We start from the raw sequence: 22,724 nt of genomic DNA on the forward strand, positions 1-22,724 counted from the left end.
CCGCGGGTCAAGCCGTGGCGGCCCGCGCGATCAGGTGAAAGAAGCTGCCGGTGATCTGCCCGCCGCCGGGCATGGCGCGGAACGACCCGGTTTCCGGCACCTCGGTGCCGTTCGCGTCGCAGGCGCGGGCCAGCGGCGCATCCGGCTGCGACAGGATCGTGGCATAGTGGAATTCATGGCCGCGCAGCGCCGTGCCCGCCGCCATTCCCGGCATGGGCTGCGACAGCACCGCGCGGCGATAGCCAAGATGCATCTTCCGGCTGTGGTAGCTTGTCTCAAGCCCCAGAAGCCCGACCATCGCGTGACGATGCCCGTCCGCATCGACCAGCCCCGCGCCCAGTGCCATATAGCCGCCGCATTCGCCGTGCACCGGGCGGGTCCGGGCGAATCGCGTCAGCCCCGCGTGGAACGCCCGCGCGGCGGCGATGCGCCCGGCATGCAGTTCGGGATAGCCGCCGGGCAGCCAGCAGGCATCGGCGCTGTCGTCGGGGACCTCATCGGCCAGCGGCGAAAAGGGCAGGATCGTCGCCCCCTGCCGGCGCCATTCCGCCAGCAGATGCGGATAGACGAAGCTGAAGGCGGCATCGCGCGCCAGCGCGATCCGCCCGCCCGGCGGCGGCACCGGCCGATGCGGCTTCGACCCGGCTGCGGCCCGCGCGCCCGCCGCCGCCACGATGGCGTCCAGATCGCAATGCGCGGCCACGAAGTGGGCCGCATGGCGCAGGATGTCGTCCAGTTCTGCGGTTTCCTCGGCCTGGACCAGACCCAGATGCCGTTCCGGCAACTCGATATTGCCGCGCCGGGGCAGCGCGCCCAGAACTGTGATGCCGGCCCGGGCCATGCCCTCGCGGATCAGCGCGTCGTGGCGCGGCGAGGCGACGCGGTTCAGCACCACGCCCGCGAAGGGCAGATCGGGGCGCAGCGTGGCAAACCCCCGCGCCACCGCCGCCGCCGACTGCGCCTGGCCCGACACGTCCAGGATCAGCACCACCGGCCAGCCCATCAGCGACGCGATCTCGGCGCTGGAACCGATGCCCGTCTCGCCCGCACGGGCGACGCCGTCGAACAGCCCCATCGACCCCTCGGCCAGCACCAGATCGGCGTCCTGTGCCAGCCCTGCATGGGCCGCGATCTGGCCCGCGCCCATCGCCCAGCTGTCCAGATTGAACGATGCCCGCCCCGAGGCGGCCAGATGAAACGCCGGGTCGATATAGTCCGGCCCGGACTTGAACGGCTGCACCGTCAGCCCGCGCCGGCGCAGCGCCGCCAGCAGGCCCAGCATCAGCACCGTCTTGCCGGTGCCCGATGCGGGCGCGGAGATCATCAGCCCCGGCGTCATTCCGGCACCGTTCCGGGAAAGCGCGGCGCAGGCCCCGTGGGGCGGTATCGGCGGTCGTAACCGGCGGCGTAAAGGCGGCTGTCGTCGAACCCGTCGGCCGCCAGCGCCGGGCCGACCAGGATCAGCGCGGTCCGGTCGATGCCTTCTGTCTGTGCCGCGACGGTGGCCAGCGTGGCGCGGATCAGCTTCTGATCCGGCCAGCTTGCCCGCCACACCACCGCCACCGGACAGTCGGCACCGTAATGCGGCGTCAGATCGTCGATGACACGATCCAGCGCGTGAATGGACAGGTGGATCGCCAGCGTCGCGCCGGTGCGGGCGAAATTCGCCAGCGTCTCGCCCGCAGGCATGGCCGAGGCGCGGCCCGGCGTCCGGGTCAGCACGACGGATTGCGCCACGCCCGGCAAGGTCAGTTCCGCCTCCAGCGCGGCTGCGGCGGCCGCGAAGGCCGGCACGCCCGGCGTGATCCGATACGGGATGTCCAGCCCGCGCAGCCGGCGCAACTGTTCGCCCATCGCGGACCAGATGGAGAGATCGCCCGAATGAAGCCGCGCCACGTCAAGCCCCCGCGCATGGGCCTCCTGCATCTCGGCGATGATGTCGTCCAGGCTCAGCGGGGCGGTGTTCACGATCCGCGCGCCCTGCGGGCAATGGGACAGCAGGGCGGGCGGCACCAGCGATCCGGCGTAAAGACAGACCGGGCAGGCGGCGATCAGGTCGCGGCCGCGCAGCGTGATCAGATCGGCCGCGCCGGGTCCGGCGCCGATGAAATTGACGGTCATTCGCGTGTCTCGCTTTCGGCGATGGCGGCGGTGGCGCGACCGCAGCGGCTGAGGACCCGGGCAACGACGATCCGCGCGCCCGGCCCGCAGGCGGCCAGCGCGGCGGCCTCGGCGACCGAGCCGGTGCGGTGCAGGGCGTGGATGCGGGCGGAACGGGTGGGCGTGGCGATGTCGCCGACCGCGACGACATGGACGGGCAGGCCCAGGGCCGCGACATTTTCGCGCCGTGCGGCGATGGTGGCCAGCGCGGCGACGGGACCGGCCTGCGCCTCGGCCCGCGCCAGCGCATCGCGCAGGGCGGCAGGCGGGGCGTCCGCGCGGCAGCCGATGCCCGCGACCTTCATCGCTGCACCTGCCATTGCGTTACCGGCCGCGCCGGTTGCCAGCCGCGCATCTGGCCCAACGGCGCGGCCTCGGCAATCTCGATCCGCTGCAGCAGGCCGCCATGGCGTGCGTGCAGGTCGGCCAGCAGCGCCTCGGTCTCAAGCGTCACGGCATTGGCGACCAGCCGCGCGCCGGGCGGCAGCAGCGGCCACAAAATCTGGAACAGGGGGGCATCGCCGCCGCCGCCGACAAAGACCGCATCCGGTTCGGGCAGACCGGACAACGCCGCCGGTGCCGCGCCGGGACACAGCGTCACCCGGCCCTCAAGCCCGAAAGAGCCGATATTGGCCGCGATGTTGCGCTGACGGGTTTCGCGCGGCTCGATGGTCCAGGCCCGCCCGCCGGCCAGCGCCCATTCGAACGATATTGCGCCCGACCCGCCGCCGATGTCCCACAGGATCTCGTCCGGTCGCGGCGCAAGCGAGGCCAGCGTCAGCGCGCGGATCGCGGGCCGGGTGATCTGGCCGTCATGCGAAAACAGCGCCTGCGCGCGTCCGGGCACCGTCGCCATGCCGGTGCCGCGCGGCAGATCGTCGCCGTCCAGCGCCACCGCGACGGGCGCATCCTTCTGCCCGTCGCCGAACCCGGCCGCGCGACAGCGGCGCAGCCGTTCCTGCTGGCCGCCGACCCGTTCCAGCACCGTCATGTTCATCGCGCCCATGTCCTGCGCCGTCAGCCAGCGCGCCAGCTGCGCGGGCGCGTCGCCGTCGCGCAGCGTGGCGATGATCCGGCAGCCGCGCGCCAGATGCGGCCGCATCTTTGCCAGCGGCGCGGCGTGCAGGCCCAGACAGGTCGTGTCCTCGATCCGCCAGCCCAGACGCGCCGCGACCAGCGAGAAGATCCCCGGCGCCGGCAGGGCGCGCCATTCGTCTGCCTGAAGATGCGCGGTCAGGCTGCCGCCCGCGCCGAACCAGAACGGATCGCCCGAGGCCAGGACCACGACCGGCCGCCCGCGCTGCGCCAGAACCGGGGCGATGTCGAACGGCACCGGCCATTCCCGCCCGCGCGCGCCCGCCCCCGCCAGCGCCAGATGGCGCGGACCGCCGAAGACCAGATCGGCGCGCGACAGCAGCGACCGGCTTGCATCCGTCATGCCTTGCAGGCCATCCTCGGTGATGCCGATGATCGTCAACCAGGGGTCGCCCATGTCACGCATCCTTCTTCTGGGCGGCACGGCCGAGGCCGGCGCGCTGGCGCGGCTGCTGGCCGGGGCGGGGATGGACGCGGTCTATTCCTATGCCGGGCGCACGGCGCGGCCGGCGGCGCAGCCGCTGCAGACCCGGATCGGGGGGTTCGGCGGCGCGACGGGGCTGGCCGACTATCTGCGCGCGCACCGGATCGGGCGCATCATCGACGCGACCCATCCTTTCGCGGCCCGGATCAGCCGCAACGCCATCGACGCCGCGAGCCAGACCGGGGTGCCGATCCTGTCGCTTCAGCGCCCGGCATGGGAGGCGGAGGCCGGCGATGACTGGCATCGCGTGCCCGATCTTGCGGCGGCGGCCGTGGCCCTGCCCGATCGTCCCGCGCATGTATTTCTGGCCCTCGGACGGCAGCATCTGCAGGCGTTTGCGGGGATGCCGCATCGCTGGCTGCTGCGGCTGGTCGATCCGCCCGCGGGGCCGCTGCCGCTGCCCGGTGCCCATGCGGTCGTGGCGCGCGGGCCGTTCACGCCCGCCGACGATCAGGCGCTGCTGTCCGCCCATGGGATCACCCATGTCATCGCCCGCGATGCCGGCGGCGACGGGGCGCGGGCCAAGCTGGTGGCGGCGCGGCGTCTGCGCCTGCCGGTGATCCTGATCGACCGGCCGGTGGTGCCCGTCCGCCGGATCGTCGCGACCCCCGAAGATGCGATGCGGTGGCTGCATCAGACGCCCGCCGCCCTGGCGCTGCGCGGGGTATAGACCCACCGCCCGACCCGCCGCGTGGCCCTGTTGCCGACCAGCACCACGGTCCGCATGTCGGCCATGTCGGGCGTGGCCTGCGCCAGCGACACGATCCGCAGATCCTCGTCCGGGGTGGACACGGCGCGGGCAAAGACCATCAGCCGCTGCGGCTCGCATTCCGCGCGCAGGATGTCGAGGACGCGGGCGAACCCGTCGGGCCGGCTGGCCGAGCGGGGGTTGTAGAACGCCATGGCGAAATCGCCGCGCGCGGCGTGGCGCAGCCGGCGTTCGATGATCGCAAAGGGCTTCAGGTTGTCGGACAGGTTGATGGCGCAGAAATCATGGCCCAAGGGCGCGCCCGCGCGGGCGGCAGCGGCCAGCATGGCGGTGATGCCCGGCAGCACGCGGATATCGGCGTCGCGGTCGGGCCGTTCCTCCAGCACCTCGAACAGGGCCGAGGCCATCGCGAACACGCCCGGATCGCCCGAGGAGACGATCACCACCCGCAGCCCCTGCGCCGCCATGTCCAGCGCGTGGCGCGCGCGGTCGGTTTCCGCGCGGTTGTCCGACGGGTGCAGCCGCAGCCCCGCGCGCGGCGCGATGCGCGCGACATAGGGGATATAGCCGACGACATCCGTCGCCTCGGCCAGCGCGTCGCTGACCTCGGGCGTGATCTGCGCCGCATCGCCCGGGCCCAGCCCGGCCACGGTGACCCACCCGGTCATTCCGCGGCCTCGGCCAGCAGGGCGGGGCGGCGTCCGTGACCGTGCACCATCACGATGGCGAAATAGGGGCAGTCGGTGTCAGGGGACTCGGCCAGACGGACGATGCGCTGGCCGGGCATGGTCCCGCGTTCGATCAGCCACGCCGCGTCCAGCCGGCCGGCCTGGGCCAGCGCGCGGCGGATCTTGGGCAGGTTGCGGCCGGTCTTCATCACCACCAGCGCGTCCGCGCCCGCCACCCGCCGCGCCAGCTCGGCCTCGGGCAGGGTGCCCATCAGCACCGCCAGCACATCGTCGCCCCAGGTGATCGGCTGGCCGGTGGCGTGCCAGCATCCGGCCATGCCGGGGATGCCGGGGATGACCTCGACCCGGGCGCGGGCGTGCAGGCGCGCGTGCAGATGCATGAACGAGCCGTAGAAGAACGGATCACCCTCGCACAGCACCACCACATCGTCGTGCATGGCCAGCGCGGCCAGCCGGTCGGCCCAGCCGTCATAGAATCGCGCCAGCAGATCGTTGTAATCGGCGCCGTCGAAGGGCAGTTCGGTCGTGACCGGGTATTCCATCGGATATTCGCGCACCTCGCGGTCCAGCATGTCCGCCACGATGCGGCGCGCCTGTCCCTGACGGCCCGCCTTGCGGAAATACGCCACCTGTCGGGCGGACCGGATGGCGCGGTCGGCGCGGACCGAGATCAGGTCGGGATCGCCCGGTCCCAGCCCGGCGCAGATGATCTTGCCCATCGTCATTCCCTCCGGCTGGCCAGCGCGTTGACGGCGGCGACGGTGATGGCCGATCCGCCCAGCCGTCCGGCGACGATCAGCCAAGGCGCCACCGCCGACGCCGCCAGCGCGTCCTTCGATTCGGCCGCGCCCACGAAACCCACCGGGCAGCCGACGATCGCGGCGGGGCGCGGGCAGGCCGGGTCTTCCAGCATGTTCAGCAGATGGAACAGCGCGGTCGGCGCATTGCCGATGGCGATCACCGCGCCGGCCAGATGCGGTCGCCACAATTCCAGCGCGGCGGCGCTGCGGGTGTTTCCCATCTGGTGCGCCAGATCGGGAACGCGCGGATCGTGCAGGGTGCAGACGATTTCGTTCGCCGCGGGCAGACGCGACCGGGTGATCCCCTCGCTGACCATGCGCGCGTCGCACAGAACCGGCGCGCCCCGGGCCAGCGCCAAGCGGGCGGCGGCGGCCATGCCGGGGCTGAAGCGGACATCGCGTTCCAGCCCGACAAGCCCGGCGGCGTGGATCATGCGGACGACCACCGGTTCCTCATCGGCGTCAAACCGCGCCAGATCGGCCTCGGCCCGGATGGTGGCGAAGGACTGGCGATAGATCGCGGCGCCGTCCTTTTCATAATCATGGGCCATCAGGGCACCTCGGTCAGTCGGTCGGGGTCCAGGCCGCGACGGTCGGGCGTGTCGCCGGCGCGGCCGCCCCGGATCAGGTCGAACCCGTCGGGCGTGGCGGTCAGCGTCAGATCGGCGCGGCGCGGCCAGCCGCAGCCCTTGGCGCAGCCCGACACATGCAGGATCGCACCCGGCGGCACCGTCCGCATCAGCCGTCGCGCCAGATCGCGGGTCGGCGCGAAGGCGGCAGGGCAGGCGGGCGCGCCGGGGCAGGCGCGCAGGCGCAGACGCGGATCGCCCTGCTGCCCGATCAGGCCGGGCAGGTCGGGCAGCGCGCTTGCCCCCTCGATCAGCAGCATCCGCCACGGCGTCAGCCGCAGCGGCCCCAGCCGCGCCACGGTTGCCAGCAGCGCCGCCTCGATCTGCCCGAACTCCAGCGCGGCCAGAAATCCGCCCGCGCACGGGCCGGGGCCGGGTGCGGCCACGGGCGCAAGGGCCGGAATGTCGGCGCCGTCGGGCACGATGCCGCGCGCGATCAGCGCGCCCATGCGCCCGCGCCCGTCCACCGCGCCGCCGCGATCCAGAAACCATGCCGCCAGAGCCACGGCCTGCGCCGGATCGCCTAGCCGTTGTCCATGCGCCATGCCATCGGCGCGCAGGATCGGCCCGCCCCCCGCGTCGCGTTCCAGACGGATATCGGCAGGCGTGTCAGTCAGGCCCGGGGCCGGGCCGGTATCGACGGCAAAGCCGAACTTGGCCGGCAGGGCCAGGTCGCTGGCGGCCAGCGCGCGGCGCAGATCGGCGGCGATCCGGTCGGTTTCGGCATCCGCGAAAGGGGTGACGACGATGTTGTGCCGCGTCTCGGTCGCGATGTCGGGGTCGATCAGCGCCAGCGCCCGCAATTCGGCCAGCAGCGGCGCATGGCTGTCGGCGGTGATCCCGCGCAGTTGCAGGTTCGCCCGCCCGGTCAAATCGATCCGGCCATTGCCGTGAAGCCGGGCGGCGCGCGCGATCCCCGCCGCCTGCGCGCGGCTCAGCCGGCCTCCCGGCGGGCGCAGGCGCACGACCCAGCCATCGCTCGATTCCATCGGCCGCAGGGCACCCGGACACCAGCCTTTCACGACGCTCATGGCTGGGCCTCAAGCGTGGCGGCGATCGAATTTCGGCGCGTGGTCCACAGCCCCGCCTCGGCCAGCCGGTGGAACAGGTCGCGCATCGCGGCCAGCGCGGCGGGATTGGCGCGGGCCATGAAGCGGACGATCTCGGGCCGGCCCAGCGTCATGTCGCGATACAGATCGAACAGATGCGCGGGCACCGCCTGCGCCAGATGCGCGAAGGCGGCAAGATGATCCAGCGTCGCCGCAATCTCGGCCGCGCCGCGAAAGCCGTGGGCGGTCATGGCGTCGGCCCAGCGCGGGTCGGCGGCGCGGGCGCGAACCACGCGGGCGATCTCCTCGGTCAGCGTGCGGGCGCGCGGACGGTCGGGCTGCGTCGCGTCCAGATGATACAGCGCCGGCGCGCTTGCCCCGATCCGCGCCATGGCGGCGGCGAAGCCGGCCTCGTGCGCGGCATAATCGGCGGCCAGCAACAGGTCGCTTTCGGGCAGATCCTGCGCATGGACGAAACTGTCGGCACCCGTCAGCCGCATCTCCAGCGCGGCGCGGTCCGGGCGCGGCTGCCCGTCCCGCCCGATGGTCCAGCTTGAGGCGGCCAGCCACGCCTCGCCCGCCTCGTGCCGCGCCTGCGGGGTCAGGACCCCGGCCGCATCGCCCATGCCCAGCCCGTAAAGGCCCGGACGCGGGCCGAAGACGCGCGGGACGTCGGCCAGATAGGGATTGTCGGCCGGGTCCTCGTCGCGCCCCGCCAGCGCCGCCGCCCCGGTCTGAAACAGCTGCGCCAGCACCGGAAACACGTCACGAAACAGCCCCGAGACGCGCAGCGTGACGTCGATCCGCGGCCGGTCCAGCAGCGCCAGCGGGATCACCTCGACCCCCGACACGCGGCCCGATCCGGCGTCCCAGACCGGCTTCAGCCCGGCCAGGTGCAGGGCCATCGCGAATTCCTCGCCCGCCGTGCGCATCGTCGCGCTGCCCCACAGATCGACGACCAGCCCGCGCGGCCAGTCGCCGTGATCCTGAAGGTGACGGCGCAGCAATTCCTGGGCCAGGCGAATACCCTGCGCATGGGCCGAGGCGGTGGGCACCGCGCGCGGATCGACGCTGAACAGGTTGCGCCCGGTGGGCAGCACGTCGCTGCGCCCGCGCGCGGGCGAGCCGGACGGGCCGGGCGTCACGTGCCGCCCGTTCAGCGCCGTCAGCAGGCCCGCAGCCTCTTGCGCGCCGCATGTCCCGGTGCCGAAGACGTGCAGCCCGTGTCCGAACCGGCTTTCCTTCAGATCGCAGACAAAGCGGTCGATGCGGGTGATCGCCTCGGCGGCGCTGGCGCCAGACGGGATACCCAGATCGGTTTCGACGCCCGAGGCGCGCGCCTCGTCGCGGATATCGGCGATCAGGCGGTCGCGGCGCGCCGGGTCCAGCCCGTCGGCGGTGGAATATTCGTCCAGCAGCCGTTCCAGATGGATCAGCGCGGCGGGCGTCTGCGCCCGTTCCATCGGCGGCGGCAGATGGCCCAGCGTGACCGCGCCCAGACGCCGCTTGGCCTGCGCCGCCTCGCCCGGATCGTTGACGATGAAGGGATAGATCACCGGCAGATCGCCGGTCAGCGCCTCGGGCCAGCAATCGTCCGACAACGCCACCGCCTTGCCCGGCAGCCATTCCAGCGTGCCATGTGCGCCCATGTGGATCATCGCGTGCAGCCCCTGCGCGCGCAGCCACAGATAGAAGGCCACGAAACCGTGGCGCGGCACGCGGGTCAGGTCGTGATAATCGTCGTCGCGCCGGCTGGTGTCGCCGCGTTCGGGTTGCAGCGCCAGCAGCAGATTACCGCGCCGGATGGCGGCAAAACGGAACGCGCCGTCCGCGACCGCCGGATCGGTGGCCGGATCGCCCCAAACAGCCGCCAGATCGTCGCGCAGACGCGGCGGCAGGGTCTGCAGCGCGGCCCGGTAATCCGCCACCGGCCATTCCAGTCGCCGGGTGCGCAGGTCCTGCGCCGGCGGGCCGTCCGCGACGGCGTATCCATGGCGCGCCAGCAGCGCGGCTGCCGCATCGCCCGATGCCAGCGCATCCAGCCCGACCGCATGGGCCATCTGCCAGTCGCGACCGGGATAGGTCGACAGCACCAGCGCCACTTGCCGCGCGGCGGGGTCCGCCGTGGCCAGACGATGCCAGGCCGCAACGCGCCGCACCGTCGCGGCGATGCGGTCGGGATCGGCGCGATGCGCGAAACGGCTGTATTGCAGGTCGGGATCGCGTCGTTGCGCCGCCTTGAAGCTGACCACGCCGGCAAAGACCCGGCCGTCGATCTCGGGCAGGACGACATGCATCGCCAGATCGGCCGGCGACAGGCCCCGTTCGGCCGACGCCCATTCGCGGCGGCGATTGGTGGACAGGGCGACCTGAAAGACCGGGCAGTCAACGCCGTCGAAGGGCGATGTGCCGGTCTCGGCGCGCACCGAAAACCCGGTCGCGTTGACGATGGCCGCCGGGCTGTGGCCAAGGCCGTCGCGCAGCCAGTCGCCAAGTCCCGGCGCTTTCAGCGAGGGGGCGAACATGCCGCAACTGGCAAATCCGGCCTGACGGAATTCGCGGATCAGCGCATCGACCGGGCCGGTATCGGCGGCACTCAGATAGCTGCGATAGAAGCTGACCAGCACCAGCGGCCCCGGCGGCGCGGCCGCGATAACGCCGGTGTCGGGATCGTAGAATCCCCGCTCCGGCACGGTCTTCTGCCCCGGCACCGGCCCGGCATACAGCCCCGCCGCCAGCGCAAGCTGCGCCAGCGCCGCCTGCGCCGCCACCGCGCCGCCCGCATCGCACAGACGCTTCAGCTGCCGCAGCACCGATCCGGGCACGGTCGAGACCGCGTCGAGACGCGGATCGTCGCGCCCGTCCGCCGGCAGCACCGCCAGCGCGATCCCCCGCCGCCGCGCCAGATCCTGGACCGAGGCCAGCCCATAGGGCCAATACGCCTCGCCCCCGATCAGCCGGATCAGGATGCCGCGCGCATCGGCCAGCGTGTTCTCAAGATACGTATCGACCGAGACCGGGTGGCGCAGCGCCACCAAGTTGCACAGCCTCAGCGAGGGCAGGCCGCCCGCCGCGCGCCGCCATCCGGCCGCGAACGCGCCCAGATCGCTGTCCGAAAACGACAGCACCACCAGATCGGCAGGCGTCTGGCCGGGATCGTAGGGGGTGTCGGTCTCGTCCAGACCGTGGCTTTCGCGGAAGACGACGTGCATCAGGCGGGCACGGCGGCCAGCAGCGCGTCGCGGATCGCGGCCTCGTCCACATCGTCGTGTTCCGCGATCACCACCAGCCGGGACCGTCGCGGCAGATCGCCCCAGGGTCGGTCGAACTGATGCCGGACGCGCGCGCCGACCGCCTGCACCAGCAGCCGCATCGGCTTGCCCGCGATGGCCACGTGCCCCTTGACCCGCAGGATGTTGCGTTCGCGCGCCAGCCGCTGGATCGCGGCGACCAGATGCGCCGGATCGTCGAGTTCGGGCAACTCGATCACGGCCGTGTCGAAATCGTCATGTTCATGGTCCGCCGCGCCGTCGTGGTGGCTGGGCCGGGCGTCCAGATCGTCCTCGGCTGCCGCGCCAAGACCCAGGATCACCTTGGGGTCGATGGCGCCGTCGGTCACCGGCAGGATCGGCAGGCTGCGGGGCGATACCGCCTCGATGGCTGTGCGCGCGGCGGCGATGCCGTCGGCACCGGCCAGATCGGCCTTGGTCAGCAGGATCACGTCGGCGCAGGCGATCTGATCCTGAAACACCTCGGACAACGGGGTCTCGTGGTCGAGGCTGTCATCGGCCTCGCGCTGCGCCTGCACGGCGGCCTCGTCGGAGGCGAACCGGCCCGCCGCCACCGCCTCGGCGTCGGCCAGCGCGATCACCCCGTCCACGGTGATGCGCGAGCGGATCGCGGGCCAGTCGAAGGCTTTCAGCAGCGGCTTCGGCAGGGCCAGACCCGAGGTCTCGATCAGGATATGATCGGGCTTTTGCGGCATCGCCATCAGCCGTTCCAGCGTCGGGATGAAATCGTCGGCCACCGTGCAGCAGATGCAGCCATTCGACAGCTCGAGAATGTTCTCGGCCGGGCAGTTGTCGTCGGCACACCCCTTGAGGATGTCGCCATCGACGCCGACCGTGCCGAATTCGTTGACCAGAACGGCCAGCCGCCGGCCCTGCGGATTGCGCATCAGATGCCGGATCAGCGTCGTCTTGCCGGCACCCAGAAAGCCGGTGACGACGGTGACGGGGGTCTTGGTAAGATCGGTCATGGATCACTCGCTTTCGTCGGAAACTGTGGGCGGGATGCGGGCAAGGCTTTGCTTGCGGAAGATCGCCGGACGGTCGCGCCACGGCACCAGCCCGTCCTCGGCGGCGGCATAGGACGCAGCGCCCGCCAGGATGTCGGGCGCGTCCTGCGGGCCAAGCCGGCCATAGACATAGGACCATTTGCCCGGCGCGCTCAGCGCCACCGAACAGCCCTGCGAACAGGCGGACAGACATTCGACCGGGCGCAGTTCGACGCCTTCGGGCACAGTCCCGGCGGCCAGCGCGGCGTGCAGCTGCGCCCCCGGTCGCGGCGCAAGCGGGTCGGCCGCGATTCCGCGGCAGGTCGTGCAGACGTGCAAGATGGCGCGCATCGCGGCCCTTCCCCTCTGTGCGTCGGGGTCAGGGCCAGACGGACAAGGGGGCGCGCATCGCCAGACCTTGCCTGCCGGTCGCGGATCACCCCGTCCGCCCGTCAACAATTGCGTCTGGCAGGTCTCCCGGCTTGCGGATCAAACGGTCGGCCCGCCTTCCCGGCCTTTCGGGGCCAGTGGCCTGGGCGACCTCTCCGGTCACGGTCGCGGGGGCGGCTGCGTTCGGGACCGGCCATGGGGCCGGACCTTTCGCATTCCCTCTTCGCCTGTCATAGAACAGGAACCAGCGCGCCTTCACCTGAAGCAGGCGCACCCGTCTTGTCAAGCGCAAGGAGCCGCACGATGTCCGACACCGATCAGATCACGCCCGACGATCAGACCCGCCACGCGCAGAAGATGGCCAAGAAAAAGGCCGCGCGCGACCGGATGATGCAGACGAAGACCGGCGAAAAGGGGCTGGTGATCGTGCATACAGGGTCGGGCAAGGGCAAAAGCAGTTCCGGTTTCGGCATGATCATGCGCTGCATCGCGCACGGCATGCCCTGCGCGGTGGTGCAGTTCATCAAGGGGGCGTGGGACACCGGGGAACGGCGCCTGCTGACGACGCATTTCGCCGATCTGTGCAGCTTTCACGCCATGGGCGAGGGCTTTACCTGGGAAACGCAGGACAAGTCGCGCGACATCGCCGCCGCGCAAGCGGGATGGGACCGGGCCAAGGAGTTGATCCGCGATCCGCAGATCCGCATGGTGCTGCTGGACGAGGTGAACATCGCGCTGCGATACGGCTATCTGGACGCGGCCGAACTGGTGGCGTTCCTGACCGACGAAAAACCGCCGATGACGCATGTGGTGCTGACCGGTCGCGGCGCGCCCGAGGCGGTGATCGGGATGGCCGATCTGGTCACCGAAATGACCATGATCCGCCATCCCTTCAAGGCCGGCATCAAGGCGCAGGCCGGGGTCGAGTTCTAGCGCAGGGACGCGGCGAACCCGGCGACGAACTCGGCCAGACGCTGGCGGGTCTTGTCGTCGGTCAGGTTGCCGTCCGCGTCGAACAGATCGCCGGCCCGCGACACCATCAGCCGCCCCTCGTGCCATTGCCGGGTGTTCAGCGTCCGCAAGACCTGCAACCAGTGCGTCTGCGACAGGATCGTGCCGAAACTGCCGGGCGAGGCGCCGGTGACCGCGACCGGCTTGCCCCGGAACAGCTTCAGCCCCTCGCCGCGCGACATCCAGTCGATGGCGTTCTTGAAGACGCCGGGAATGCCGTTGTTGTATTCCGGCGTGACCATCAGCAGCCCGTCCGCCTGCGCCAGCTGTTCGTTCAGCCGCTGCACGGCGGGCGGCGTGCCCGACGCCGCCTCGGCATCGCCGTCATATAACGGCACCTCGGCGATCGAGCCGATGACGATCTCGACGCCGTCGGGCGCGACCTCGCGGGCCGCGCGCAGCAGGCCGGAATTGAAGGACGCGCGGCGCAAGCTGCCGCTGAGGCCCAGGATGGTGGTCATGCACGTTCTCCGTTATGTGGCCGAAGGCGTTGCGCCTTCGGCCGTTCCGTCAGTCCAGCGGCTTCAGCCCCGCCGCGATCCGGTCGCGCTTGCCCTCGAGGAAGGGGGGCAGCGACAGGGCCTCGCCCATGGTGTCGCGCGGCTCGTCCACGTCGAAACCAGGATCGTCGGTGGCGATCTCGAACAGATTGCCCGCCGGTTCGCGGAAATAAAGCGACCGGAAGTAATATCGTTCCACCTCGCCGGAATTGGGCACGCGGAACTGTTGCAGACGTGCGGCCCATTCGGTCAACTCGGCGTTGCCCGGCACGCGGAAGGCCACGTGATGCACCCCGCCCGCGCCCTGCCGCGCCACCGGCAGGCCCGGCTGGACCGCGACATGCAGCTCTGCCGCCGCGCCGCCATCGCCCATCTGGAAGACATGGACGCGGCCCTGCCCGTCGGGGGCGGCATAGTCGCGCACCTGTTGCATGTTCAGCACCTGCGTCAGCACGGCCTCGGTCTGGGCCAGTTCCGGGACCGAAATGGTGATCGGCCCCAGCCCGCGGATCTGGTGTTCGGCCGGCACCGGGCTTTTCGCCCACGCCTCGCCGGTCGGTTCGGGGGCGGCGACAAGGCGCAGGCGCTGCCCCTCGGGGTCCTCGACATCCAGACCGGGGCGGCCGTCCAGCGTGGCGATCCTGCCGGTCGAGACGCCCAGATCGGCCAGGCGCCCGGCCCACCAGTCCAGACTGTCCTCGGCCACGCGCAGCCCGGTGCCGCTGATCGAGCGGGTGCCGCGGCGTTCGCGTTCCACCGGCCATTCGAAGAAGGTGATGTCGGTGCCCGGCGTGCCGGCGCCATCGGCGAAGAACAGGTGATAGGCCGAGGTATCGTCCTGGTTCACGGTCTTCTTCACCCGGCGCAGGCCAAGGGTTTCGGTATAGAACCGGTTGTTCGCCGGCGCATCGGCGGTGATCGCCGTCAGATGATGAATGCCTGTCAGCTGCATGTTGCGGCTCCTGTGCGGTTGCTTGGTTCCTATATGGCGGGCCGGACCGTTCGCGACACCCGGCATGGGCGCAACCCTGCGTTCGGATATTGCGAACGGCGGACGGACGGCTATGGTTCCCGGCATGGATTGGCGGATCAGCGACATTCAGACCTTTCTGGCGGTGCTTGAGGCCGGCAGCATTTCGGGCGCGGCGGCGCGGGCCGATCTGTCGAAATCCGTGGTCAGCAAGCGGATCAGCGATTTCGAGGCGGCGTTGGGCGTGCCGCTGTTCATCCGCCACGCCGGCCGGATCGCGCCCACCGACAGCGCCCATGCGCTGGCCGAACGGCTGCGCCCGGCGCTGGCCCAGCTGATCGCCGCGACCGAAAGTGTGACGGGCGACGACGCGCCGCTGCGCGGCAAGCTGACGGTGGCCGCCCCGATGAGCTTTGGCGTCCGCCATCTGGGCCCGGTGATCGCGGGCTTTGCGCGCGCCCATCCCGAACTGGCGATCGTGCTGGATTACGACGACCAGCTGACCGATCTGGGCCGGGCGGGCTTTGACGTGGGGCTGCGCATCGAGCAGATGCACGACAGCACGCTGATCGCGCGCCGGCTGTGCACCGATCCGCAGATATTGGTGGCCAGCCCCGATTACCTGGCGCGGCACGGCGCGGTCGATGAACCGGGCGATCTGGCCCGCCATACCGCCATCGGCTATCTGAACGCGCGGCTGTCCCGCATCTGGCCCTTCGGCGGCCGGATCGCGCCGCCCCCCGTCGGCCGCATCACCGCCAATAACGGCGAGGCGATGCGCGATCTGGCCATCGGAGGGCTGGGTCTGGCGCTGCTGCCGCTGTTCATCGTCCATGACGCGCTGCGCGACGGCAGGCTGGTGCGGCTGCTGCCCGATCTGCCGCAGCGCGAACTGCCGATCAGCGTGGTGTGGCCGCCGGTCCGGCCGATGCCGCGCAAGACCCGCGCCTTCATCGACCATCTGGCCGGCGCGTTTTCGACCGAAGCGCCGTGGCAGCGCGGGATCGGGCCGCCTGAAAGCGGGAAGGACACATGATCCGGCGCGGCCTGCGCCGCCCTGCCGGAAAGGGGGCCTCGCCGGCCCCCTCTTGGCCTGCGGCCAATTCACCCCCGCAGGTATTTGCAAAGAGGGCGAGGGGCGATCAGGCGCCCACCGGCACCAGATGATGATCCCAGGCGCGGCCGGGTTTGCTGGCCAGTCTGCGGACCCGGCCCTCGGCGCGGATCAGCCCGCCAAGCCCGTCCGAGATGACGAAACCCGCGGCCGAGGGGGCAAGGCCGCAGACATCCTCGCGCCGGATCGTCTGAAGATGGGTGCCGGTCGCATCGAAGATCTGCACCCGCCCGCCGCGCGGCGAGCTGATCGCGACGCGGCCGCGCGCGCCGTCGAAGGCGATCGAGCCGACATAGCCGCCCATCGCCACCGCCTCGTGCAGGGGCATCCGGTCAAGGACCGTCGCCTGTCCGCGCCGGTGCAGCCCCATCAGCGGCACGCCGTCGGCCGGATCGCCCTGCCACTGCATCCCGAAGGCCACCAGCCCGTCCCGGCCCAGGGCGATGTGGCGGATCGAGTTCAGCCGCAGGTCGGCGGTCAGTTCGACCTTGTCCAGCAACTGCCCGTCCGCGCCGATATAGGCCAGGTTGGGTCGCATCGCCGGCACGTCCAGCTTCACGCCGGGCCGCGCGGGATCGCTGCGATAGCCGCCATTGGCCGCCACGATCACGTCGCCGTCGGTGCGCCGGATCTCGTGCGGGCCGATGCCGTGGGTTGCGATCTCGCCGATCCGGGTCCAGTCGCGGGCGCGCGACCACAGCCCGATCCGTCCCTGCCCGGTGGCGAAATCGTTTTCCGAGGTGCACAGGACATCGCCATTCGCGATGAAGGTGCCGTGGCCATAGAAATGCCGGCCCTGCGGGGCGTGCAGCCGCGCCATCACCGTGCCGCTGGCGCAGTTCAGCACCAGGGCGAAGGTGCCCGGACTGCGGGCGAAGGCCACGGCTTCGGGCGCGGTCGGGTGGGCGGCGGCGGCGTGGCCGCGGCCGGGCAGGGCGATGCGGAACGTGTCGGAGCCATCCTGCGCCAGACCGTACAGCGCATGGGTGCCATCCGCCTCGCGCGCGGCACCCAGCATCGCCGGGCTGCCGGCATCGGCCCAGGACAGGCGCGGCGCGATGGCGCCGGCCAAAAGCGCGGTCAGAAAGCCGCGCCGGCGCATCAATCGCCATCCTTCGAATTGAAGCCGGCGGTCAGCCCCAGCTGGCCGCCGATTTCGGCCCGGACGGCGTCGCCGACGGCGCGGATCTGCTGCGCCAGGATCTCGGCCTTCAGCCGGCCCTGCGGCGTGGCGACACCGCCAAGGCGCGGATCGTCCAGCGACCGGACCGTGGCCAGCGCGGTGGCGAAGGCCGCCTCGGTCGCGGGCAGGGGCCGGGCGGCCAGATCCAGCGCCAGATCGCGCAGCGCCTGCAACGACAGCACGATGTTGCGCTGCGGCCGGTCCGACCGCCATGCCTCGGCCAGTTTCGGGCGCGGCTTATCGAAGCTGCCCATCGGCCGGCCCAGCCGCTGATCGGCGTCGAATTCAAGCGCCGACAGCAGCGCGGTGTAGAACGCCTGCTGCGGTTCCCGGGGCGACAGATAGCGGTCGTTGCCGTCTTCGCCTGCCGCCAGCATCAGCTGCGCATGATCCTGCCAGTCGTCCTGCACCGCCTGCGCGATCGCGGCCAGATCGGCGGCGATGGCGGCGGCATAGCGGCAGGCGTAATCGTCCGCGCCATAACCGGCATCGTCGCCATAGATCAGCAGTTCCAGCGCCATCAGCCCGCGTCCGGCAATCGACACCTGCGCGAATTCCTGCGGATATTCGACCGCCGGATCGGCGTTCGCGACAAGGCCGCGGACGGTGCGCGAGACCAGTCCGCGCGGATCGGGCCAGAATTCGACGGTCAGCGCGCGACCGTCCTGTTCCAGCGGCCCAAGGCCCAGATGCGACAGCCCCATCCAGGCGTCGAAACTGTCCTGATATGCCGGGCGCAGCGCGGTCGCGGTGCAGTCGCGTTCGGCCGCTTCCGCCAGCGCGCGGGTGGCATCGGCAAACCCCGCGGTCGCGGGGCGGACATGGTCGCGCAGGACGTCCGTCACATCCGACAGCGCCGGCAGCGGCATCAGGGCGATCAGGACCGGCAGGCAGGCGGCAAGGCGCATCACAGGCTTTCCACGAATCGGATCAGCGCCGCGCGGTCGTCGGGCGGCATGTCGGTGACGGCATCGCGGGCGGGCTGCGCCTCGCCGCCATGCCACAGGATGGCTTCCAGGATCGACCGGGCGCGGCCGTCATGCAGGAACAGGCTGTGCCCGTTCACCTGCTGCGTCAAGCCGATCCCCCACAGCGGCGCCGTGCGCCATTCGCGCCCGCTGGCCAGGCTTTCGGGGCGGTCGTCGGCCAGCCCCTCGCCCATGTCGTGCAGCAGCATGTCGGTATAGGGCCAGATCAGCTGAAAGCTGTGTTCGGGCCGGTCCTGCATTCGGGCGGTCACGAATTTGGGGCGGTGACAATCGGCGCAGCCGGTGGCGTAGAACACCTGCTTGCCGCGCAGCACCGTCGGATCGTCCGCGCCGCGCCGCGCCGGCACCGCCAGGTGCTGGCTGTAGAACGTGACCAGATCCAGCGCCTCGGCGTCGATCTCGGTGCCGCGCGCGTCGCCCGCGCCGTTGGGGGCGTTCAGACAGGCGGCCTGGGCCGGCGTGCAATCGCCCGACGGCGCCGGATGCAGCGGGTTCGAGATGCCGATATCGCCCGAAAACGCGCTGGCCGACTGTTCCTCGATCGTGGGCATCCCGGCCTTCCAGCCGAACCGTCCCAGCATCGGGCGCCGATGGCGGACCGACCAGGTGATCTGCGCCCGCCCCGAAATGCCGTCGCCATCCGCATCGTCGGGGTCCGCGCCCGCCGCGATGTCGCGCGCCGGCACCGCCTCCAGCAGGCCCAGCCCGATCATCTGCGGGGCGACGCGCGGGCTGATCATCAGATCGTCGCGCAGCGGGCCATAGCCGGGATTGTCGATGCGGTATCGCGGCCGGCGCAGATGCGCGACCTCGCCGCCCGACAGGGGCACGGTTTCCTCGGTATAGGCGATTGCCATCCGCCCCTCGGCCGGGACGCCGGCGACGGACAGATCCTGCAACTGGCCGCCATAGACCGGATCGGGCCGGGTGGGGCGATAGGGATTGCCGGTGCCGGCCAGATAATCCTCGATCTCGGTGCGCGGGTCGTTGTCGGCGGCGGGAACCGACAGGCGCAGGAACATCGACCCGCCCGGCGCGTCGGGCGTATCGGGCGGATGGCCGCGCCCGTCCTTCAGGTGGCAGTTCTGGCAGGCCCGCGAATTGTACAGCGGCCCCAGCCCGTCCGATGCCAGCGTCGATGCGGGCGAGGATACCCACAGCTTGCGAAACAGCCCGTTGCCCAGCTTGAAGCGCAACTCGCCCTCGAACGAGATATTGCCCGACGGCAGCGAGAACGCGTCGGCGTCGTCGCGCGCCCGCACCGTCGCCGCGCCGCCGGGATTGACCTCGAACGGCTCGGGCGCGCTGAAATCGGAGGTCGGCGCGACGACCGCGGCGATCCGCGCCGCCTCGTCCGGGGTGCGGGCGGTCGCGTTCAGATGCGGGTCGTCCAGATGCAGCGCCTCGGCCGAGGGCAGCGGCGTCTGCGCCAGCCCCGCACCCGCGACGACCAGCGCCAGCAGCGGCAGACGCCGCAGCAGGGTCAGGTGTTTACTGGAAGACCGCATCCGGCGCATCGAGGCTGTCCGAGCCTTCGAACCCAATCTGTTGCAGGCCCAGCGCGTCGACCGCGCGTTCGATGTCGCGGGTCTGGGCGACCAGCGCATCGACGGCGGCCATGATCAGCGCCTCGCCCTCGGCATTGCCGCGCGCCAGAAGCTGGTCATACGAGGTTCCGGCCTCGGCCACGGTCTTCAGGTCGCCCAGCCGCGCGACGCTGTCCGACAGCCCGCGGCGCAGCGATTCGTCGGTCGCCGGATCGGCCGCCTCGACCAGCGACGACAGGCTTTCGCCCGACACGACGCTGCCATCGACGCGCACATAGCGGCCCAGATAGACGTTCCTGATGCCGATGCCATCGTAATAATGGCTGTCATGGGTGTTGTCGGAGAAACAGTCATGCTCTTCCTCGGGGTCGTTCAGCATCACCCCCAGCTTCATCCGCTCGCCCGCCAGTTCGCCATAGGACAGGCTGCCCATGCCGGTCAGCATCGCGGTGATCGCGGCATCGGGATCGGCGGTCAGCCCCGATGCGGCCTCGCCCCCTTCGGCCCATTGCGCGGTCATCCATTCCAGATCGCTGACCAGCAGATCGGTCGCGGCCTTCAGATACGCGGCGCGCCGGTCGCAATTGTCGTTGGTGCAATCCGCGCCCTGCGCGTAATCGGTCCAGGGCCGGTCGCCCGCGCCGTGATCGGTGCCGTTCAGGTCCTGACCCCACAGCAGGAATTCGATGGCGTGGTATCCGGTGGCCACGTTCGCCTCGATGGTGTCGGCCTCGTGCAGCGTGTCGGACAGCAGGTCCGGGGTGATTTCGGTCGCGTCGATCTGGTTGCCCGAAAGGGTAAAGGTCGTGTTGCCGATCACGTTCAGCGCGGCGTATTCGTTCTCGTCCGACGCGCCGCCATAGGAGGCATCGACATAGTCGATCAGCCCCTCGTCCAGCGGCCAGGCATTCACCTTGCCCTCCCAGTCATCGACGATGGGGTTGCCAAAGCGGAACGCCTCGGTCTGCATATAGGGAACGCGCGCCTGCCGCCACGCAACGCGCGCGGCCTGCATCGTCTGGAACGAAGGTTCGGCGATCAGCGCGTCGATGGCGGCCTGCAGATCCTTGGCCTTGGTCAGGCTGTCTTCATAGGTCGCATGGGCGATGGCAACGTAATTGGCGACGACGTCCGGCTTTCCGGCCATTGCGGGCAGGGCGACCGCCGAGGCCAGGGCCGAAAGGACGAGGGTGGTCTTCATGGGCTTCTCCTGTCGGGATGCGCGTCGCATCGGTTTCGCTGTTCTGGTCCGCAACGGCACCGAAAGTCAATTCCTGACTTCTTTGCTGGGGCAATCCGGCCGCCGCGACGTCGGCGCGCCCGCCGCCCTAGCTGCCGGCGATGATCCGGCGCATCAGGTCGACGAAAACCTGCTGTTCCTGCGGGCTCAGCGGCGCCAGCGAGCGGGCGTTTTCCTGCATTGCGGCGTCGATGGCCGGGCCGCGCAGGCGGCGCGCGCGGTCGGTCAGCCAGACGCGCTGGACCCGGCCATCGGTGTCGTCCCGTTCGCGACGAATCAGGCCGTCTCGCTCCATTCGGGTCAGCGTGTTGGCCATGGTCGCCTGTTCGATATCCAGCCGCGTCACCAGCTGTTTCTGCGTCAGCCCGTCCTGTTCCCACAACTCCAGCAGCGCCGGAAACGTGCCGGTCGTCAGCCCAAGCGGCTTGATTCGCGCCGTCAGCCCGCGCGCGAACAGCCGCGCGACGTGGTTTGCCAGATAACCCGCCGACTGGTCCTTTTCAAAATCCATGCAGCTGTCATAGCAGTTGCATAGCTTGCTATACAAGTATATATAGCTTGCTATTCAACTTGGCCTGACACACACGGAGAACTCGCATGACCAAGATCATCCATCCCATCGCGGGCACCCTTGCCCTGCTGACGATCCTCAGCTTCTGGCTTGCCACCGCGCTGTCGGAACTGTTCGCGGACCAGGGCGTCGTGACGGCCGTCAAGACCGCGATCCCGTGGGGGTTCGTGATCCTCGTCCCGGCGCTGATGGCGGTGGGCGGGTCGGGCTTCCGGCTGGGCCGCCAGCGGCGCGGGCCGCTGGTCGCGGCCAAGCGCCGGCGGATGCCCGTGATCGCGGCCAACGGCATCCTGATCCTTATTCCCGCCGCCTTCTACCTGTCCGCCAAGGCGCAGGCAGGCGCGTTCGATACGGGCTTCTATACGGTTCAGGCGGTCGAACTGATCGTGGGCGGGGTCAATATCGCCTTGCTGTCAATGAACATGCGCGACGGTCTGCGGCTGGCCGGCAGATCGCGGCACCCGGCGCGGGCCTGCTGAGTCGCGGACCAGCTGGCCCGGCCGGCGCGATGGGCGCGATGGCGCGGCGATCAGTCCGGAAAGCTCCAGCCGTCATGCTCGATCCGGAAGATGCGGAAGGGGGCGTCGGCCTGGTCGCTATCGGCGCGCAGATGGAATACCGCGCTGCTGGACCGGCCGAAATTCTGGATCACGGCATTGATGCGGATCGTGCCGCGAAACATCGGGGTGTCGGGATCGGGGGCGATGCGGGTGACGCTGCCCTGAAAATCCTGCGCGTCATACAGCAGATCGGCGCCATGCCCGCGCAGATCCGGCACGATGCCCGCATGGAAGAACCTGGGCGCGTTGGCGGGCGCGAAGGGGTTTTCTTCCCGGCTGTCCGCGGTTTCGAACGCGGCATACAGGTCGTGGACGAGCCGCGCCGCCGCGTCGATCAGCGGATCGCCGGTTTGCTGCATCGGGATCTGGGTGGCATCGGTTGCCGGCGGCGCGACCGCCGGTCCCGTATCCTCCATCAGGAAACGCTGCGCGACCCAGCCCGCCTTGGCCGTATCCGCGGTGCGCATCAGGCACCACCGTTGCGGCAAGCGGGCACGCTGCGCCTGCGTCAGCCGGTTGGCGATCGAGGGGATCAGCAACGGCACGCATGTGATCTGTTCCAGCGCGCGCGCATCGGGCGGCAACTGGTCGATGACCGGATATTCGGTGCCCGGACCCATCCGCATGTTCAGCACGTCGTCCCGCGCCACGCCGGTCACGCGCCAGGCATCCGGCCCGTGCCCGTCGATTTCAGCCCAGGCCGGGCCAAGGCCCATGGCGCAGCACATCGCAAACAGGATCGTTCTCAGGCGCATCGT

23 protein-coding genes and 1 riboswitch are annotated in these 22,724 nt (G+C 70.7%); of the genes, 4 read left to right on the plus strand and 19 right to left on the minus strand.

Features of this window, described 5'->3' with window-relative positions; genetic code table 11:
• Positions 1–7: 7 nt before the first annotated feature.
• The 4 genes from JHW45_RS01775 to cbiE are packed head-to-tail and all read right to left on the minus strand — an operon-like array spanning position 8 to position 3,652.
• The gene (locus tag JHW45_RS01775) at positions 8–1,339 is read right to left on the minus strand and encodes a cobyrinic acid a,c-diamide synthase CobB (protein ID WP_272859253.1); all 1,332 of its coding nucleotides are present in this window, start codon (positions 1,337–1,339) and stop codon (positions 8–10) included.
• Positions 1,336–2,121, minus strand: a complete 786-nt coding sequence (gene cobM / locus JHW45_RS01780) for a precorrin-4 C(11)-methyltransferase (RefSeq protein WP_272859254.1) — start codon at positions 2,119–2,121, stop codon at positions 1,336–1,338. Before cobM ends, JHW45_RS01775 begins: the two co-directional genes overlap by 4 nt.
• Positions 2,118–2,465 (minus strand): cobalamin biosynthesis protein, encoded by a 348-nt coding sequence (locus JHW45_RS01785; protein WP_272859255.1) that lies wholly within the window; start codon positions 2,463–2,465, stop codon positions 2,118–2,120. The genes cobM and JHW45_RS01785 overlap by 4 nt, the downstream gene beginning before the upstream one ends.
• On the minus strand, positions 2,462–3,652 hold the full coding sequence (cbiE, locus tag JHW45_RS01790) for a precorrin-6y C5,15-methyltransferase (decarboxylating) subunit CbiE (protein ID WP_272859256.1): 1,191 nt from the start codon (positions 3,650–3,652) through the stop codon (positions 2,462–2,464). Before cbiE ends, JHW45_RS01785 begins: the two co-directional genes overlap by 4 nt.
• On the opposite strand from cbiE, the gene JHW45_RS01795 reads away from it, so the two are divergent.
• Positions 3,651–4,409, plus strand: coding sequence for a cobalt-precorrin-6A reductase (locus tag JHW45_RS01795; protein ID WP_272859257.1), 759 nt, complete (start codon positions 3,651–3,653; stop codon positions 4,407–4,409). The genes cbiE and JHW45_RS01795 overlap by 2 nt on opposite strands.
• On the opposite strand, the gene cobJ is transcribed toward JHW45_RS01795, so the two are convergent.
• The 7 genes from cobJ to JHW45_RS01830 are packed head-to-tail and all read right to left on the minus strand — an operon-like array spanning position 4,373 to position 12,242.
• Complete coding sequence (cobJ, locus tag JHW45_RS01800; RefSeq protein WP_272859258.1) at positions 4,373–5,116, minus strand: precorrin-3B C(17)-methyltransferase; 744 nt, start codon at positions 5,114–5,116, stop codon at positions 4,373–4,375. The genes JHW45_RS01795 and cobJ overlap by 37 nt on opposite strands.
• The gene (locus JHW45_RS01805) at positions 5,113–5,856 is read right to left on the minus strand and encodes a precorrin-2 C(20)-methyltransferase (protein WP_272859259.1); all 744 of its coding nucleotides are present in this window, start codon (positions 5,854–5,856) and stop codon (positions 5,113–5,115) included. The genes cobJ and JHW45_RS01805 overlap by 4 nt, the downstream gene beginning before the upstream one ends.
• Before the next feature lie 2 nt (positions 5,857–5,858).
• Complete coding sequence (locus tag JHW45_RS01810; protein WP_272859260.1) at positions 5,859–6,488, minus strand: precorrin-8X methylmutase; 630 nt, start codon at positions 6,486–6,488, stop codon at positions 5,859–5,861.
• Complete coding sequence (locus tag JHW45_RS01815) at positions 6,488–7,597, minus strand: precorrin-3B synthase (protein WP_272859261.1); 1,110 nt, start codon at positions 7,595–7,597, stop codon at positions 6,488–6,490. Before JHW45_RS01815 ends, JHW45_RS01810 begins: the two co-directional genes overlap by 1 nt.
• Entirely contained in the window at positions 7,594–10,827 is a 3,234-nt protein-coding gene (cobN, locus tag JHW45_RS01820; protein WP_272859262.1) for a cobaltochelatase subunit CobN, read from the minus strand. The genes JHW45_RS01815 and cobN overlap by 4 nt, the downstream gene beginning before the upstream one ends.
• The gene (gene cobW / locus JHW45_RS01825) at positions 10,827–11,873 is read right to left on the minus strand and encodes a cobalamin biosynthesis protein CobW (RefSeq protein ID WP_272859263.1); all 1,047 of its coding nucleotides are present in this window, start codon (positions 11,871–11,873) and stop codon (positions 10,827–10,829) included. Before cobW ends, cobN begins: the two co-directional genes overlap by 1 nt.
• Positions 11,874–11,876: 3 nt before the next feature.
• The gene (locus tag JHW45_RS01830) at positions 11,877–12,242 is read right to left on the minus strand and encodes a DUF1636 domain-containing protein (RefSeq protein WP_272859264.1); all 366 of its coding nucleotides are present in this window, start codon (positions 12,240–12,242) and stop codon (positions 11,877–11,879) included.
• Positions 12,243–12,341: 99 nt separating this feature from the next.
• Positions 12,342–12,545: riboswitch (cobalamin riboswitch) on the minus strand.
• A 39-nt stretch (positions 12,546–12,584) separates the two neighbouring features.
• Here JHW45_RS01830 and cobO point away from each other — a divergent pair.
• Positions 12,585–13,214, plus strand: a complete 630-nt coding sequence (gene cobO, locus JHW45_RS01835) for a cob(I)yrinic acid a,c-diamide adenosyltransferase (RefSeq protein ID WP_272859265.1) — start codon at positions 12,585–12,587, stop codon at positions 13,212–13,214.
• Here the strand turns inward: cobO and JHW45_RS01840 are convergent.
• Both JHW45_RS01840 and JHW45_RS01845 read right to left on the minus strand, forming a co-directional pair.
• Positions 13,211–13,753: an NADPH-dependent FMN reductase gene (locus tag JHW45_RS01840; protein WP_272859266.1), complete on the minus strand. Its 543-nt coding sequence runs from the start codon at positions 13,751–13,753 to the stop codon at positions 13,211–13,213. The genes cobO and JHW45_RS01840 overlap by 4 nt on opposite strands.
• A 49-nt stretch (positions 13,754–13,802) precedes the next feature.
• Positions 13,803–14,744 (minus strand): ring-cleaving dioxygenase, encoded by a 942-nt coding sequence (locus JHW45_RS01845; RefSeq protein WP_272859267.1) that lies wholly within the window; start codon positions 14,742–14,744, stop codon positions 13,803–13,805.
• Positions 14,745–14,868: 124 nt separating this feature from the next.
• Between JHW45_RS01845 and JHW45_RS01850 the strand changes: the two genes are divergently transcribed.
• Positions 14,869–15,798 carry a LysR family transcriptional regulator gene (locus tag JHW45_RS01850; RefSeq protein ID WP_272859268.1) on the plus strand — a complete coding sequence of 310 codons (930 nt, stop codon included), beginning with the start codon at positions 14,869–14,871 and terminating at the stop codon, positions 15,796–15,798.
• Between the two features lie 106 nt (positions 15,799–15,904).
• Here JHW45_RS01850 and JHW45_RS01855 read toward each other — a convergent pair whose 3' ends face one another.
• From JHW45_RS01855 to JHW45_RS01875, 5 genes are all read right to left on the minus strand, one after another.
• Positions 15,905–16,981, minus strand: a complete 1,077-nt coding sequence (locus tag JHW45_RS01855; protein WP_419181821.1) for a DUF1513 domain-containing protein — start codon at positions 16,979–16,981, stop codon at positions 15,905–15,907.
• Positions 16,978–17,967, minus strand: coding sequence for an imelysin family protein (locus tag JHW45_RS01860; protein WP_272859269.1), 990 nt, complete (start codon positions 17,965–17,967; stop codon positions 16,978–16,980). The genes JHW45_RS01855 and JHW45_RS01860 overlap by 4 nt, the downstream gene beginning before the upstream one ends.
• A complete protein-coding gene (locus tag JHW45_RS01865) occupies positions 17,967–19,556 on the minus strand; it encodes a di-heme oxidoreductase family protein (protein WP_272859270.1) in 1,590 nt (529 codons plus the stop codon). The genes JHW45_RS01860 and JHW45_RS01865 overlap by 1 nt, the downstream gene beginning before the upstream one ends.
• Positions 19,540–20,796, minus strand: a complete 1,257-nt coding sequence (locus JHW45_RS01870) for an imelysin family protein (protein WP_272859271.1) — start codon at positions 20,794–20,796, stop codon at positions 19,540–19,542. The genes JHW45_RS01865 and JHW45_RS01870 overlap by 17 nt, the downstream gene beginning before the upstream one ends.
• A gap of 127 nt (positions 20,797–20,923) precedes the next feature.
• Positions 20,924–21,346 carry a MarR family winged helix-turn-helix transcriptional regulator gene (locus tag JHW45_RS01875; RefSeq protein ID WP_272859272.1) on the minus strand — a complete coding sequence of 141 codons (423 nt, stop codon included), beginning with the start codon at positions 21,344–21,346 and terminating at the stop codon, positions 20,924–20,926.
• An 86-nt stretch (positions 21,347–21,432) separates the two neighbouring features.
• Between JHW45_RS01875 and JHW45_RS01880 the strand changes: the two genes are divergently transcribed.
• Positions 21,433–21,885, plus strand: a complete 453-nt coding sequence (locus tag JHW45_RS01880; RefSeq protein ID WP_272859273.1) for a hypothetical protein — start codon at positions 21,433–21,435, stop codon at positions 21,883–21,885.
• A gap of 50 nt (positions 21,886–21,935) precedes the next feature.
• Here JHW45_RS01880 and JHW45_RS01885 read toward each other — a convergent pair whose 3' ends face one another.
• Positions 21,936–22,721 carry an SH3 domain-containing protein gene (locus JHW45_RS01885; protein WP_272859274.1) on the minus strand — a complete coding sequence of 262 codons (786 nt, stop codon included), beginning with the start codon at positions 22,719–22,721 and terminating at the stop codon, positions 21,936–21,938.
• Positions 22,722–22,724: the final 3 nt, after the last annotated feature.

This window comes from Paracoccus stylophorae, from assembly GCF_028553765.1.
In the GTDB taxonomy this organism is placed as follows: Bacteria; Pseudomonadota; Alphaproteobacteria; order Rhodobacterales; family Rhodobacteraceae; genus Paracoccus; species Paracoccus stylophorae.

Bases quoted from the DNA above. Each gene is read 5' to 3' on its own strand.
- JHW45_RS01830 (WP_272859264.1), bottom strand. From the start codon at position 12,242: ATGCGCGCCATCTTGCACGTCTGCACGACCTGCCGCGGAATCGCGGCC.
- JHW45_RS01880 (WP_272859273.1), top strand. From the start codon at position 21,433: ATGACCAAGATCATCCATCCCATCGCGGGCACCCTTGCCCTGCTGACG.
- JHW45_RS01775 (WP_272859253.1), bottom strand. From the start codon at position 1,339: ATGACGCCGGGGCTGATGATCTCCGCGCCCGCATCGGGCACCGGCAAG.
- cobN (WP_272859262.1), bottom strand. From the start codon at position 10,827: ATGCACGTCGTCTTCCGCGAAAGCCACGGTCTGGACGAGACCGACACC.
- JHW45_RS01840 (WP_272859266.1), bottom strand. From the start codon at position 13,753: ATGACCACCATCCTGGGCCTCAGCGGCAGCTTGCGCCGCGCGTCCTTC.
- JHW45_RS01845 (WP_272859267.1), bottom strand. From the start codon at position 14,744: ATGCAGCTGACAGGCATTCATCATCTGACGGCGATCACCGCCGATGCG.
- JHW45_RS01885 (WP_272859274.1), bottom strand. From the start codon at position 22,721: ATGCGCCTGAGAACGATCCTGTTTGCGATGTGCTGCGCCATGGGCCTT.
- JHW45_RS01870 (WP_272859271.1), bottom strand. From the start codon at position 20,796: ATGAAGACCACCCTCGTCCTTTCGGCCCTGGCCTCGGCGGTCGCCCTG.
- JHW45_RS01815 (WP_272859261.1), bottom strand. From the start codon at position 7,597: ATGAGCGTCGTGAAAGGCTGGTGTCCGGGTGCCCTGCGGCCGATGGAA.
- cobM (WP_272859254.1), bottom strand. From the start codon at position 2,121: ATGACCGTCAATTTCATCGGCGCCGGACCCGGCGCGGCCGATCTGATC.
- cobW (WP_272859263.1), bottom strand. From the start codon at position 11,873: ATGACCGATCTTACCAAGACCCCCGTCACCGTCGTCACCGGCTTTCTG.
- JHW45_RS01795 (WP_272859257.1), top strand. From the start codon at position 3,651: ATGTCACGCATCCTTCTTCTGGGCGGCACGGCCGAGGCCGGCGCGCTG.
- JHW45_RS01860 (WP_272859269.1), bottom strand. From the start codon at position 17,967: ATGCGCCTTGCCGCCTGCCTGCCGGTCCTGATCGCCCTGATGCCGCTG.
- JHW45_RS01810 (WP_272859260.1), bottom strand. From the start codon at position 6,488: ATGGCCCATGATTATGAAAAGGACGGCGCCGCGATCTATCGCCAGTCC.
- JHW45_RS01805 (WP_272859259.1), bottom strand. From the start codon at position 5,856: ATGGGCAAGATCATCTGCGCCGGGCTGGGACCGGGCGATCCCGACCTG.
- JHW45_RS01850 (WP_272859268.1), top strand. From the start codon at position 14,869: ATGGATTGGCGGATCAGCGACATTCAGACCTTTCTGGCGGTGCTTGAG.
- cbiE (WP_272859256.1), bottom strand. From the start codon at position 3,652: ATGGGCGACCCCTGGTTGACGATCATCGGCATCACCGAGGATGGCCTG.
- cobO (WP_272859265.1), top strand. From the start codon at position 12,585: ATGTCCGACACCGATCAGATCACGCCCGACGATCAGACCCGCCACGCG.
- JHW45_RS01785 (WP_272859255.1), bottom strand. From the start codon at position 2,465: ATGAAGGTCGCGGGCATCGGCTGCCGCGCGGACGCCCCGCCTGCCGCC.
- cobJ (WP_272859258.1), bottom strand. From the start codon at position 5,116: ATGACCGGGTGGGTCACCGTGGCCGGGCTGGGCCCGGGCGATGCGGCG.
- JHW45_RS01865 (WP_272859270.1), bottom strand. From the start codon at position 19,556: ATGCGGTCTTCCAGTAAACACCTGACCCTGCTGCGGCGTCTGCCGCTG.
- JHW45_RS01875 (WP_272859272.1), bottom strand. From the start codon at position 21,346: ATGGATTTTGAAAAGGACCAGTCGGCGGGTTATCTGGCAAACCACGTC.